The 13,658-nt window shown below is 74.9% G+C and carries 11 protein-coding genes; 7 read left to right on the top strand and 4 right to left on the bottom strand.

What is annotated here, in order from left to right:
• Positions 1–56: 56 nt before the first annotated feature.
• On the top strand, positions 57–2,513 hold the full coding sequence (locus Q3W71_RS15330) for a PEP/pyruvate-binding domain-containing protein (RefSeq protein ID WP_302919992.1): 2,457 nt from the start codon (positions 57–59) through the stop codon (positions 2,511–2,513).
• A 4-nt stretch (positions 2,514–2,517) separates the two neighbouring features.
• Positions 2,518–3,105, top strand: coding sequence for a TetR/AcrR family transcriptional regulator (locus Q3W71_RS15325; protein WP_302919991.1), 588 nt, complete (start codon positions 2,518–2,520; stop codon positions 3,103–3,105).
• A 64-nt stretch (positions 3,106–3,169) separates the two neighbouring features.
• On the opposite strand, the gene Q3W71_RS15320 is transcribed toward Q3W71_RS15325, so the two are convergent.
• Complete coding sequence (locus tag Q3W71_RS15320) at positions 3,170–3,826, bottom strand: response regulator transcription factor (protein WP_302920421.1); 657 nt, start codon at positions 3,824–3,826, stop codon at positions 3,170–3,172.
• Complete coding sequence (locus tag Q3W71_RS15315) at positions 3,823–5,112, bottom strand: histidine kinase (RefSeq protein WP_302919990.1); 1,290 nt, start codon at positions 5,110–5,112, stop codon at positions 3,823–3,825. The genes Q3W71_RS15320 and Q3W71_RS15315 overlap by 4 nt, the downstream gene beginning before the upstream one ends.
• A 538-nt stretch (positions 5,113–5,650) precedes the next feature.
• Here Q3W71_RS15315 and sigJ point away from each other — a divergent pair.
• The 4 genes from sigJ (at position 5,651) to Q3W71_RS15295 (ending at position 8,699) form a co-directional block, all read left to right on the top strand.
• A complete protein-coding gene (sigJ, locus tag Q3W71_RS15310; protein ID WP_302919989.1) occupies positions 5,651–6,535 on the top strand; it encodes an RNA polymerase sigma factor SigJ in 885 nt (294 codons plus the stop codon).
• A gap of 202 nt (positions 6,536–6,737) precedes the next feature.
• Positions 6,738–7,151: a hypothetical protein gene (locus Q3W71_RS15305; RefSeq protein ID WP_302919988.1), complete on the top strand. Its 414-nt coding sequence runs from the start codon at positions 6,738–6,740 to the stop codon at positions 7,149–7,151.
• 16 nt (positions 7,152–7,167) lie between these two features.
• Positions 7,168–7,764, top strand: a complete 597-nt coding sequence (locus Q3W71_RS15300; RefSeq protein WP_302919987.1) for a cell wall protein — start codon at positions 7,168–7,170, stop codon at positions 7,762–7,764.
• A gap of 68 nt (positions 7,765–7,832) precedes the next feature.
• Positions 7,833–8,699, top strand: a complete 867-nt coding sequence (locus Q3W71_RS15295) for a MauE/DoxX family redox-associated membrane protein (RefSeq protein ID WP_302919986.1) — start codon at positions 7,833–7,835, stop codon at positions 8,697–8,699.
• Between the two features lie 85 nt (positions 8,700–8,784).
• On the opposite strand, the gene Q3W71_RS15290 is transcribed toward Q3W71_RS15295, so the two are convergent.
• Complete coding sequence (locus Q3W71_RS15290; protein ID WP_302919985.1) at positions 8,785–9,357, bottom strand: DoxX family membrane protein; 573 nt, start codon at positions 9,355–9,357, stop codon at positions 8,785–8,787.
• A 192-nt stretch (positions 9,358–9,549) separates the two neighbouring features.
• On the opposite strand from Q3W71_RS15290, the gene Q3W71_RS15285 reads away from it, so the two are divergent.
• Entirely contained in the window at positions 9,550–10,554 is a 1,005-nt protein-coding gene (locus Q3W71_RS15285) for an ornithine cyclodeaminase family protein (RefSeq protein ID WP_302919984.1), read from the top strand.
• 75 nt (positions 10,555–10,629) lie between these two features.
• On the opposite strand, the gene Q3W71_RS15280 is transcribed toward Q3W71_RS15285, so the two are convergent.
• Positions 10,630–13,584, bottom strand: coding sequence for a hypothetical protein (locus Q3W71_RS15280; protein ID WP_302919983.1), 2,955 nt, complete (start codon positions 13,582–13,584; stop codon positions 10,630–10,632).
• Between the last annotated feature and the right edge of the window lie 74 nt (positions 13,585–13,658).

Here is a 13,658-nt window from a genome sequence, read left to right as displayed (position 1 = left end):
CGTAAAACCGGTAGCGTCTTTCGCAATGCAACTGCATCGCAAAAGAGGTGTCCGCTATGTGGGTGATCGCACTCTCCGAGGTGACCGGCGACATGGTCGAGGTGGTCGGTGGCAAGGCGGCCGGGCTCGGCGAGCTGATCCGCGCCGGTGAGCGGGTGCCGGCCGGGTTCTGCGTCACCACCGCCGCCCACGACCAGGGCACCGTCCCGGAGGCCGAGGTCGCCCGGGCGTACGAGCAGCTCGGCGGCGGACCGGTCGCGGTGCGCTCCAGCGCCACGGCGGAGGACCTGCCGGACGCCAGCTTCGCCGGCCAGCAGGACACCCTGCTCGGCGTCACCGGGCTGCCCGATCTGCTGGCCGCGATCCGCGCCTGCTGGGACTCGCTGCACCACCCGCGCGCCGTCGCCTACCGCGACGCCCACGGGATCGACCACGCGTCGGTGCGGATGGCCGTCGTCGTGCAGCGGATGGTCGATCCGGCCACCGCCGGCGTGCTGTTCACCGCCAACCCGCTCACCGGCTGCCGCACCGAGACGGTGGTGGAGGCCGCCCCGGGCCTCGGCACCGCCGTCGTCGACGGCGCCACCGCCGTCGACCGGTACGTCCTCGACGACGCGCCGCCCACCGCGGCCGGACCGTTGACCGCCGCGCAGCTGACCGAGCTGCGCGCGACCGGCCACCGGCTCCAGCGGCACCTCGGCGCCCCGCAGGACGTCGAGTGGGCGTACGACCACGACGGCGTGCTGTGGCTGTTGCAGTCCCGCCCGATCACCACGCTGTTCCCGCTCCCGCCGGACAACGGCAAGCCCACCCCCCGCGTCTACCTGGAGTTCGGCCACGTCCAGGGCATGCTCCAGCCGGCCACCCCGATGGGCATGTCCAGCCTGAAGGCGTTGGTGGCCGGGATGCTGGCTTCCTTCGGGCTGACCGTCGAGGTGACCGACATCGGCGGGCGCCTCTACGGCGACCTGACCGACCTGGCCCGCGACCGGGCCACCCGCAAGCGGCTGGTCAAGCTGATGGCTGTCGACTTCGGCCCGCGCGCGCAGGCGGTGATGGAGCACGTGCTCGCCGACCCGCGGTTCGCACCGGCCCCGCGCGCCGCCGCCCGCCGGAGCCGCTCCGGCCCGGCCCTGCGCACCGGCCTGCGCGCGGTCAGCGGGGTCACCCGCTCGTTGGCCCGGCCGGACGCCGCCCGGGACCGGCTGTTCCGGGAGGTCGAGCAGCTCAGGCTCGGTTCGGCCGCGCCCGCCGGGCTGCGTACCGCCGCCGAGCGGCTGGAGTTCGTCCGGGCCCAGGACACCTCGGCCGGCGCGGACGACATCGTCTGGCCGATCGTCGCCGGCATGCTCGCCGCGGCGCTGCCGCCCATGCTGCTCGCCGGGGTGGCCAGCCGCGACGAGATCAACACCGTGCTAGCCGGCATGCCGCACAACGTCACCCTCGACATGGACCTGGCGCTCTGGCGGCTGAGCCAACGCGCCGGCGACCACCGCGAGCTGCTGCTCACCACGCCGCCGTCGGAGCTGGCCGCGCGCTACGCGCAGGGAACCCTGCCCGACATCGGGCTCGCCGACTTCCTGGACCGCTACGGCCACCGCGCGGTCGCCGAGGTCGACGTCGGGGTGCCCCGCTGGGACGAGGACCCGACCCCGGTCTTCGCCATGATCGCCAACTACCTGCGGGTCACCGATCCGGAGCAGGCGCCCGACCGCCGCTTCGCCCGGGCCGCGGCGACCGCCGAGGCCACCCTGGCGGAACTCCTCGCGCGGGCCCGCCGCCGCCGGCCGGTCCGCGGCCGGCTCGCCGGGTTCCTGCTGCGCCGGGCGCGGGCGCTGGCCGGGCTGCGCGAGGCCGGCAAGTTCGCCGGCCTGTACCGGCTGCGCGAGATGCGCCGGCAGTTGCTGCTCATCGGCGCCGACCTGACCGAACGCGGCCTGCTGGCGCAGCCGGGCGACGTCATGTTCCTGACCCTGGACGAGACGCACGCGGCCGTGCACGACGGGGCCGACCACCGCGCGACGGTGGCCGCCCGGCAGGCGGTGCACCGGCGGGAACTGCGCCGGCGCAGCGTTCCGGTGGCCGTCCTCTCCGACGGCACCGACGTCGAGGCCGTCCTGCCCGCCCGCCCCGCCCCGGACGGCGCGCTGCTCGGCGTGGGGGCCGCCGCCGGCCGGGCCACCGGACCGGCCCGGGTGGTCCACGACCCGGCCACCGCGCGGCTCGAACCCGGCGAGGTGCTGGTCGCGCCGACCACCGACCCAGGCTGGACACCGCTGTTCCTCACCGCAGCCGCGCTCGTCACCGAGACCGGCGCGGTGATGGCGCACGGCCCGACGGTGGCCCGCGAGTACGGCATCCCGGCCGTGATCTGCGTGCCCGAGGCCACCCGGCGGATCCGCACCGGGCAGCTCGTCACGGTGGACGCCGCGGCCGGGACGGTGACCGTCGAGGACCCCGACGCCGGCCCGCCGACGGCCGGTCACCGGTCCCACCGCGCCGTGACAGCATGACGCCATGCCGAAGAGGGTCGACCGCCACGAGCGGCGCAGGCTCATCGCCGACGCGTTGATGCGGGTCGCCGCCCGGCAGGGACTGGAGGCGGTGAGCCTGCGCCACGTGGCCACCGAGGCCGGGGTCTCGCCCGGCCTGGTGCAGCACTACTTCCGCACCAAGGACGAGATGATGGCCTTCGCGATGGACGTCGTCCGGGACCGCAGCCAGGCCCGGATCACCGGCGCGGTCAGCCGGCTGGGCGAGGACCCGCCGCCCCGGCACCTGCTCCGGACGATGCTCACCGCGCTGCTGCCGCTGACCGAGGAGTCGCGCGCCGACGGGCGGGTGGCGCTGGCCTTCCTGGCCTACACCGCGGTACGCCCGGAGGCCGCCGCCGGCACCCGCGAGGGGACCGGGCAACTGGTCGACTTCGTCGCCGGCCTGCTGCCGGCGTCCCGCCGCGACGCGGCCGCCGGGGTGCTGGCCCTGATGGAGGGGCTGGGCCTCTACCTGCTCGGCGGCCAGTACACGGTGGAGCAGGCGCTGGCCGCGCTGGACACCCACCTCGACAGCCTCTACGGCCCGGCGGACGGCGCACCGGCCCGCTGACCCCGCCTACCCGGCCGAGCCCCGGGACCCGGCCGGGCGGTTCGGCCGGGTCCGGCCGGCCGGCTCAGCTCGCCGGGCCGGCGCGCAGGTAGGTGAGCACCGCCAGCACCCGGCGGTTGGTGTCGTCGCTGGGCAGCAGGCCGAGCTTGGTCAGGATGTTGCCGACGTGCTTGCCGACCGCCGCCTCGGTGACGTGCAGCCGGGCGGCGATGGCCGCGTTGGAGCGGCCCTCGGCGAGCAGCACCAGCACCTCCCGTTCCCGGGGGGAGAGCGCGGCCAGCGGATCGCGCGGGCGGTGCAGCAGCCGGCGTACCACCTCGGGGTCGACCACGGTCCCGCCGGCGACGACCGTGCGGAGGTTGTCGACGAACTCGGCCACCTCGACGACCCGGTCCTTGAGCAGGTAGCCGATCCGGCGGCCGTCGCCGCTGTCCAGCAGCGCGGCGGCGTACTCGGCCTGCACGTGCTGGCTGAGCACCACCACCGCGAGCCCCGGCCGCTCGGCGCGCAGCGCGACCGCGGCGCGCAGGCCGTCGTCGCGCTGGTCCGGCGGCATCCGGATGTCGGTGACCACCAGGTCCGGCTGGTGCGTACCTGTCGCCTCCAGCAGCGCCGGCGCCGAGCCGACGGCGGCGACGACCTCGAAGCCGAACCGGGTCAGCAGGACGACCAGCCCTTCCCGCAGCAGCACCTCGTCCTCGGCGAGCACGACCCGGGTCACCGGCACGGCAGCTCCACCCGCACCAGGGTAGGGCCGCCGGGCGGGCTGGCCAGCAGCAGCCGGCCACCGGCCGCGGCCACCCGGTCGGAGAGACCGGTCAGGCCGGTGCCGCGGGCCGGGTCGGCGCCGCCCCGGCCGTCGTCGTGGACCTCCACCACGAGCCGGCCGCCGGTGCGGGTGAGCCGTACCTCCGCCCGGCCGGCCCGCGCGTGCCGGGCCACGTTGCCCAGCGCCTCGGACACCACGAAGTAGGCGGTCGTCTCGACCGCCTCGGGCAGCGGCTGCCGCCCGAGTTCGGCGTGCACGGTCACCGGGATGGTCGCCTCGCCCGCCAGCTCCCGCACCGCGCCGGCCAGCCCGAGGTCGGTGAGGCTCTGCGGGCGGATGCCGTGCACGATCTGCCGCAACATGACCATCAGGTCCTTCGCCTGGTCGTGCGCGATGGCCAGCGGCCGGGCCGCGGGGGAGTCGGCCGGCACGTCGAGCCGGGCCAGGCCGAGCTGGAGGGTGAGGCTGGTGAGCCGGGGCTGCGCGCCGTCGTGCACGTCCCGCTCGATGCGGCGCCGCTCCGCCTCGTACGCGTCGACCAGCCGGGTCCGCGACCGGGCGACCTCCCGCAGGGCCGCCCCGTCGTCGCGGCGCCCGAGCAGCCACCGGGCCACCGCGGCCTGGCCGGCGGCGAGCGCTCCCGCCCCGTACCAGAGCGCCGGCAGGAGCAGGACGCCCAGGATCGCGTACGGGACGGCCTCCCCGGGGGTGTCCACCGTGGTCCACACGACGATCACCTCGTCGGCCTCCCCGGCCAGCCAGGGGCTGGCCACCAGCGTCAGGTCGAGGAGCGCGACCAGCGCGAACACCCAGTACCCGATCGGCACCACGCTGCCCAGCCAGAAGGCGTACGCGACCTCCCGCCAGGCCGCGGCGCTGGTGTACCGGGCGGCCAGGCCCGACCAGGGCGCCGCCGGCGACGGTCGCTGGTCGACCACCCCGAGCCGCCACCGCTCGACGGCGGCCACCGGGATGCTCACGACCGGCGCGAGGGCCAGCGTGACCAGGCTGCCGACGGCCAGGAACAGCACGAGCGCCAGCTCGACCGGGCGGCCCTGCCGCACCGCGTTGCCGGCCGCCAGCAGCGGCGCCCCGACGACGAGCAGGCCGACGGCGAGCGTGCCGGCGACCGGCACGGTGGTGAGCAGGTAGGCCAGCGCCCGCCAGGGCCACCAGGAGAGCAGGTAGCGGGGTCGGCGCAGCGCCTGGGCCAGGTACGGCGGGTCAGCCTGAGTCATGCGGCAGACGCTAATCGGGGTGCGGAGACCGCCCCAGCCGGCTGGGCGTAGCTTCCGGGTATATCCAGCCCTACCCGACCCCGACCCACCAGGCCCGGTGCGCCGCCGTCCGGCCCGCGCGGCTGCCGACCCTCGCCGGCGCGGGCGGCTACGCCCTGGCCGGTGCCTACCCGGCGACGTGGACGAGAACCGGCACTTCCCCGCCGCCCTGCTGATCTTCGTGCCGGGCAACCTCGGGATGGTGGTGGCCGCCCTGGCCCGGCCGTCCACGCTGCTGGGCTCGGTGTGCTGGTGGAGCCTCGGGCCGGGCCTGACCGGCACGGCCGGGGCGGTACTGTTCCTGGCCCGGGTCGGCGCCGATTCGGTGTCGGCGGCATGGCGCGGGTCGCCGTGTTCCCGCTGCTCGCCTGGACCGTCGGGGTCGCGCTCCGGGTGCTGGCGGCGCGCCGGGCCGGACCGGAATCCGCTCCGCCGGTCACATCGGCCGGCCGCGGCGGGTCAACCGGGTAGGGACCCCGGCGAGGAAGGCGTGTGACAGGTGGACGAGCGCGAGTGGCTGACGGAGCGGTTCGAGGAACACCGGAGCCGGCTGCGGGCGGTGGCCTACCGGATGCTCGGCTCGGTGAGCGAGGCCGACGACGCCGTCCAGGAGGCCTGGTTGCGGGTCAGCCGCGCCGACGCCGCCAGCGTGGAGAACCCGGCGGGGTGGCTGACCACGGTGGTGGCCCGGGTGTGCCTGAACATGCTGCGCTCGCGCGGGTCGCGGCGGGAGGAGCCGCTCGACGTCCGGGTGCCGGACCCGGTGGTCGGCCCGGACTCCGGCCTCGACCCGGAGCAGCAGGCGGTGCTGGCCGACTCGGTCGGGCTGGCCCTGCTGGTGGTGCTGGAGACGTTGACCCCGGCCGAGCGGCTGGCGTTCGTGCTGCACGACATGTTCGCGGTGCCGTTCGAGGAGATCGCGCCGATGGTGGACCGGTCACCGGCCGCGGCCCGGCAGCTCGCCAGCCGCGCCCGCCGCCGGGTACGCGGGCAGGCGCCGGCACCCGACGCGGACCTCGCCCGGCAGCGGAAGGTGGTCGACGCGTTCTTCGCCGCCGCCCGCGACGGTGACTTCGACGCGCTCGTCGCGGTGCTCGATCCCCAGGTCGTGCTGCGCTCCGACGGCGGGCCCGCCCGCCCGCGCCACACCGTCGTCGTCACCGGTGCCCGGGCGGTCGCCGGGCAGGCGGTCACCTTCGGGCGGCTATCCCCGTTCGCCCGGCCGGCGCTGGTCAACGGGGCGGCCGGGGTCGTGGTGGTGGCCGACGGCCGGCCGCTGTCGGTGATGGGCTTCACCGTCGCCGACGGCCGGATCGTCGCCATCGACGTGCTCGCCGACCCGGACCGGCTCGCCGCGCTCGACCTGACCACCCTCGGCGACTGACCGGCGGCCCGCCCGGTCGGGCGGCGGTCCCGGCGGCGTCGTGCCGTCCGGCCCCGGCCCCACCCGGGCCGGGGCCGGACGGCGATCACCGCCCGTAGGAAAGCTTCCATCCTCCCGTTGACTTCGGTGATTTGTGACACAACAATCAGCGTCTATATAGACACTGATCGTTCTCGATCACGTCCCTGGAGGGGAGGTACCCATGGCAGCTCTGCGAGGTGAGGTGTCCTGGTTCTGCTGTGGCACCGCCTGGGGTCCCTGCGGCTCGGCCGGCGGTGGCGCCTGCGGCACCTGCAGATCCGGCAACTACCAGCACGCCTGGCCGAACACCTCGGACGCGTGCCTGGCCATCACCCGCCCGCACGCCTGCGGGATCACCGGGATGAGCCGCCGCGGCTGCGGCTTCCGGCACTACACCACCAACCTGTGCAACGGCGCCCGGATCGGCACCACCATCGCCGACTGCGGACCGCAGACCGACCTGTTCTGCGGCGAGCGCACCTGCTGCGGCTCGGCCTGCGGCAGCAACCGGATCATCGACCTGACGCCCGCGGCGTACAGCGTGATCGCCAGTCTCTCCACCGGGCTGCGGCCCTGCTCGGTCGACACCGTCTGAACGGGAGGGCACCACCATGGACCAGACCCTGGACCGCCGGCGGCTGCTCGCCACCGCCGCGCTCGGCGGCGTGGTCGGCGCCACCGCGCTCGGCTCGCTCGCCCCCGAGGCCGCCTTCGCCGCCGAGGCCACCGCCGTCGCGCCCGGAGCGCCGGACCCGAACTTCGCCGAGGGCCGGATCAGCAAGATCTCCGGCAGCATGCTGCTGGTCACCGGCTCGGACACGGTGCTGCACTCGATCCGGATCACCGACGGCACGAGCATCTGGAAGCTGCACCCGACCACCTTCGACCGGGTGGCGGTCGGTGACGGGCTGTACGCGCGCGGCGTCCGCCTGCCCGACGGCACCCTCGCCGCCGACTCGGTGTGGGTCAACATCGTCAACCTGCACGGGCACGTCGCCGCGGTCGGCCGCAACGTGCTGCACCTGGACCACAAGGGCCAGCGGATCCTCGCGCACGTGGTGCCCGGCCGGTCCGCGGCGGTCTACAACGGCACGCCGGCGGTCAGCGACATGTCGCTGCTGCGGGTCGGCCGGCACGTCCAGGTGCTCGGCGCCTGGCACCCGGACACCAACGAGATCGACATCGCCACCGTCTACGCCGCCGCCTGACCCGCGCGGCCCCCGGGCGGCACCGGACCGCCCGGGGCGCCGCCGCCGGACACCTGAGGGGAGAACCCATGATCGAGCTGATCGCGGCGCTGCAACCGCTGCTCGTCGGTGTGGTGCTGATCTGGTCCGCCCGCGTCAAGCTGGTCAGCCGGCACGCCGCCGCCGCGGCCCACCGGTCGGCGCTCGTCCGGCTGGTCGGGCAGCGCCGGGCGCTGCCGGCGTACCGGCTGCTCGGCGGCGTCGAGCTGACCCTCGGCGGGCTGCTCCTGCTGCCGCCGGCGCTGCGGCTGGAGGCGGTCGCCGCGACCGTGCTGGCCGCGGGCTTCCTCGGCTACCTCGGCTACGCCCGCCGGGCGGCCCCGACCTCCTCCTGCGGGTGCCTGAGCGCCCGGCCGGTCCCGGTCTCCGGTCGCAGCCTGGCCCGGGCCGCGCTGCTGCTGGCCGCCGGCGGCCTGGCCGTGCCGGCCACCACCGGCTGGGCGGACGCGCTCGCCACCCGGCCGGTGGCCGGCGGCGCGGTGCTGCTCGCCGAACTGGCGGTGGTGGTGGCGCTCTCGCCCGAACTCGACCCGGCCTGGTTGCTGCCGCTGCGCCGGCTGCGCGCCCGGCTGACCCACCCGCTGCGTGGCGGCTCCGGCGTGCCGCTGCTCGCCACCGTGCAGCAACTCCAGCTCAGCGACGCCTACCGCCGGGTGGCGGCGCTGCTCCGCTCCGACGTACGGGAGCACTGGGACGACGGCGGGTGGCGCTTCGTCGCGCACGCCGCGCGCTACCAGGGCCGCCCGGTGACCGCGGTGTTCGCCGTGCCGCTGGCCGACCCGGAGCCCGGCGCGGTCCGGGTCGCCCTGGTCGACGACGCCACCGGGCACACCCTGCTCAGCCTGGCCGGCACCGCGCCGCCCAGCGGCCCGCGGCTCGCCGTCGTGCCGGTGTGAGCACCGGCCGCCCCACCCGGTGGACGGGGCCCGGCACGCCGCGAGGACGGCACCCGGTGTGGGTGCCGCCCTCGCGGGCCGGTGGTCACTTCAGGAAGGGCAGCCGCCGCACGATCCGCAGCCGGCTCCAGTACCTGCCGAGGCCGAGGGTGTTCCCGGCGGCGGTGAGGGCCAGGACGCCGAGGACGCCGGCGTAGATGAGGTGGTCGTCCATGAAGGGGTTGTTCTCCGGGGGTAGGACGGCCGTCCACATCATGACCAGGAGCAGCGCGCCGGCGGCGGCGGCGATCCGCATCCCGATGCCGAGCATCAGGGCGGTGCCGATGGCGGCGAGACCGATCATGAAGAGCCAGTCGGCCCAGGCGGCGCCGGCGAACGACCGGTAGAAGTCGGCGAACGGTCCGGCGACCGCGTTGCCGAGGAAGCCCTTGGTGGGGCTGCCACCGTTGATCCAGGCCTTGGCGCTCTCGGTCGAGTGGCCCAGCCCGAACATCTTGTCGAGGAAGGCCCAGAGGAAGGTCCAGCCGAGGGCGAGGCGCAGGCCGGCGAGCGTGTACCGGGTCGCCCTCTCCCGCGTGGTCTCGGCCGGGACGGTGACCGCCCGGTGGGCGGTGGTGGCGGTGCGGTTGACGGTCGGGCGCTCAGCGATGGCGGTCATGGCGCCTGCTCCTCTCACTTCTTGGTTACGACTTCATTCCACCCGTTCCGGCCGGGCCCGAGCAGTGCCGGCGGACCACAGTCGACGGGACCTTCGCCCCCCGCCCGGAGGGACCTTCCGACCGCCGGCTGCCCGCCGTGACCGGGGACTAGCCTCGGGCTGTCCCGCCCGCCGTCCATCCCGGAGCCGTCCGTGACCGAGCCCGCCGAGCCGACCATCGCCGCCTTCGCCGGGATGCGCCTCATCGGCGCGGCCGACGTCGCCCGGACGCCGATCCGGGCCGCTGTCGACGCCCTGGAGACCGCCCTCGTCCAGGGCCTCGCCCCGGAGCGGCAGCCGCCCCGCTCCCGGCTGGCCACCGCGACCGGTGAACTGCTGGTCATGCCGGCCACCCGGGACGGCCACACCGGCTGCAAACTGATCACCAGCACGCCGGACAACCCCGACCGCGGCCAACCGCTGATCCAGGGTGCGTTCCTGCTCTTCGCCGGTCCGGAGCAACGCCCGGTGGCGCTCGTCGACGGTGCCGGCCTGACGAACCTGCGTACGCCGGCGATGTCCGCGCTCGCGGTGCGCCACCTGCTGCCGCCCACCGCCGCCGGACCGTTGTGGCTCACCGTGTTCGGGGCCGGCCCGCAGGCGCTCGGCCACGCCGAGGCGCTGCTCGCGTCGCACGACGTCGGCGCGGTGACCGTGGTGGCCCGGCCCGGAGCGCGGCGGGACCGGCTGGTCGCCCGGCTCGCCGGCAGGAGCGTCGCGGTCGACGCCCGCGAGCCGGGCTCGGCGACCGAGGCGGTGCGCGGGGCGGACGTGATCTGCTGCTGCACCAGTGCGGCCACCCCGCTCTTCGACGGGGCGCTGGTGCGGGCCGACGCGGTGGTCGTGGCGATCGGCTCGCACTCGCCGCGCGCCCGCGAGGTGGACGACACGCTCGTCGCCCGCGCGCACGTCGTGGTGGAGTCGCGGGCCAGCACCCTGCGCGAGGCGGGTGACGTGGTCATCCCTCTGGCCGCCGGGGTGCTGCGGGAGGAGGAGCTGATCCCACTGCACCACCTGGTGACCGGACGCGACCGGCTGCCGGACGGCGGGCCGCGGTTGTACAAGGGGACCGGCATGCCGTGGCAGGACCTCGTCGTCGCCGTCGAGGTCTACCGGCGGTCCCGGGACGCGGCGACCGCGCCGGCCGAGCCCGGCTGACGGCTCGCGCCGGCGGAGCCCGGTCGGCGGGCGACCGCGCCGGGCCCGGAGGCGGGCCCGGCGCGGCGCGATCCGTCAGCCGAGGGTGAACCGGAAGAACCGGGGGCGATAGATCCCCGGGTCCCGGTAGTGGTCCCCGTCCTCCGAGATCCGGGTGTCCATGCTGTTCACGTTGTACGACGCCAGGAAGGTGTCACCCGAACTCAGCGACGCGTGCACGTGCGCGTTGTACGAGATCACGTTCGGGTTCCAGTAGCTGCCGTACGGGCCGGGCTCGGGCATCCGGTAGACCGGGGTCTTCTGGGTGAACGGGCCGTACGGCGAGCAGGACGTCCAGGCGTTGATCTGGCCGCTGAACGCCTGGGTGCTGTCCTGGCTGAGCAGCAGGAACTGGCTGCGCCACGGGGTGACGCTGTACTCGTTGGCGATGCCGGTCAGCAGGTTGCGCGAGTTCTGTTCCCGGAAGGTCCAGCCCCACGGGGTGTGGTACTGCCAGGTGCCGTCGGCCAGGTCGTCGCCGTAGACCCGGGCGATGCGCATCTGCTTGTTGATCGGCGAGTCGTCGACCCCGTAGACGTAGGTGAAACCGTCCATGCTGCGGCTGGCCGGCAGCAGCGCCGAACCCCACGCCACCCCGCTGGCCGACGGCAACTCCCGCACGCTGACCGGTTCGCGCAGGTTGGACAGGGCGAAGTTCGCCACCACGTTGCGGTTGAACCGCCAGTCCCAGGCGCCCGAGCCGAACCGCTCGTACTCCTGGAACACCACCTGGAGCTGGCCGTCGGAGAGGTGGCCGTCGCCGATCCAGTACCACTTGCCGATCGCCGACGGCGGCATCAGCGCCTGCGGGAACCCGGGCGTGCCGCCCTGGTAGGTGGTGAGGCTGCCGCCGTTCTGCACCACGAACGTGTTGTTCACCAGCGGCGCGCTGAGCGGCCGGGTGCCGTCGGAGTTGAGCGGGCCGAGCCAGGTGTCGGAGAAGAGCCAGACGATACGGCCGTCCGGCAGCTTCACCGAGTACGTGGAGTCGCCACCGGTCCAGCCGTCCGGCGTGCTGGCCGCGTACCGGTTGAAGGTGCCCTGCGGCTCGACGTCGATCTCCACGCTCTGCACCGAGAGCGGGCGCAGCGTGCACGAGCGGGGCTTGAGCGGCAGCGTCGTCTCCACGTAGGTGGAGAAGGTCTTCGGGCTGTTGGCCGCGTCCTCGGAGTGGATGTCCAGCTCGGTCCAGGTGGAGACCAGGGTCGCCACCATCGGGTACTTGAAGTCCGGCACCGTGATCAGTCCGCCCGCGTCGGGGTAGCGCACAGTCTGGATGCTTGGGTACTCCGTCCCGCCGCCGCCGGATCGCGACCAGACGACCACCGCCGAGCTGCGGTTGGCGTCCTTGGTGACGTCGACCAGCAGGGTCGAGCAGTACCCGCAGCTGGGGTCGCCGGAGTTCGGCACCGCCCAGAAGTCGTGGTAGACGGCGCCGCCCTTGCGCAGGATGTCCTCGTAGGTGACGTGGGTGCCGGCGGGGGTGGAGTGCTTCTTGCGGGCCGGACGCGCGCTGCCCAGGCCGTCGTCGCTCGTCCCGGCCTCGCCGACGAGGTTGAAACGCCACAGGGCAACCGCGTCCGGGTCGGTGTAGCCGTAGTTGCGCCACGCGTCCGGGTGCGGCGCCGGGGCCGCGTTCGCCTTGGTCAGCCGGTAGTTGGCGATGTGGTAGCCGAGCAGCATGTCCTTGAAGTTCAGGCCGTAGCCCTGCGCGGTGTGCCGGATCGCCTCGATCGGCAGGTGGTCGTGGTCCCGGACGCTCTCCCACGTGCGCCGCACGAAGGCCGCGTCGACCTGTTCGGTGAGGTACGTCGGCAGCAGGAACGCGCCGTACTGCGGGCCGCCGCCGAGCCCGCCCCACGAGTTGAGCGCGGCGCCGGGCTTGCTCAGCACGTCGTAGACGTTGCGCGCGTACAGCTTCTCGGAGTCCTGGATCGGCACGTACGGCTCGCGCACGTACGTCTGGTGGGCGGCCCACTCGGCGGTGGCCTCCATCCACCAGTTCATCGAGCCGAACTCCTTGCCCCCGACGAAGTTGAAGAGGTAGTCGAGGCTGACGTCGCTGCGGTCCCAGTACTGGTACTGCATGACGTGGAACAGCTCGTGCCGGGGCAGGTAGTCCCAGTCGTCCGCGCCGTTGGGCACCAGCATGGTGGCCTGCTGGTTGAGCCCGAACGGCAGCACGAAGGGCGCGTCGATCGGGAAGCCGAGGCCGCCGACGACGGGGAGTTCGTCCACGCCGTAGACCAGCACCCACGGCTTGCCGTCGCGGACCGGCAGCGGGTAGCCCATCTCCCGGTACTCGGCGACGGCGATCGAGAGGGAGTTGAGCATGTACTGCACGGCCTTGGCCCGGCCGTTGGGGTTGTAGTCGGCCGGGATACCGGGCTGGCCGCCGGAGGCGATGTTGTAGAGGATGAGGAACTCGCCCGCGCTGGCCCGGCACCGGTAGGTGACGCCGAGGTACTCGTACGGCTCGGCGGCGCAGTCGTCGTAGTCGGCAGCGGCGGTGGGCGCCGCGGCGGGCGCGGTGACGTCCGGCGCGATCGGTCGGGCCACCTCCGGCCGGGCGCCGGCCGCCAGCATGGACAGGTAGGTCAGGTAGCGCTGCGGGTCGCGGATCGCGCCGGTCGGCCGCAGGTGCGCCGGCACCGTGTCGGGCGCCCGCAGCGCGGCCAGCCCGTGCCGCACGGCGTCGTCGCGGGACAGCTTCCCCCGGTGGTACGCCGCGAAGATCTTCTCGCCCGGGCCGAACTCCGGTGGGGCGGCCTTGGCGGCTGGCTCCCGCGCGGGCGGTGGCACCGCCCGGAACGGCTTGGCCCGTTGGACCGCCGGCGGGGTCGCCGCGGGTTCCGGGGTGGCCGGTGTCCGGGCGGTGCCGACGGTGCGCTCGGCAGCGGGTGCCGCGGGTGCGGCCTGCGCCGTGCCGCCGGTCAGCGCGGCGGCGGCCAGCACGACCGCGGCGCCGACCAGGGCCAGGGGTCTTCTCATCTCGCTCCCTCGGAGATCGGGGGGGACCGACCGCCTGCCGGTGCGGTCCCGGTGCGGCCAGGGGGCGGCCGCCG

This window comes from Micromonospora sp. C28SCA-DRY-2, from assembly GCF_030519475.1.
Lineage (GTDB): Bacteria > Actinomycetota > Actinomycetes > Mycobacteriales > Micromonosporaceae > Micromonospora.
The sequence above is the reverse complement of the archived record's forward strand: the minus strand, read 5'-3'. Positions and strand labels throughout refer to the sequence as shown.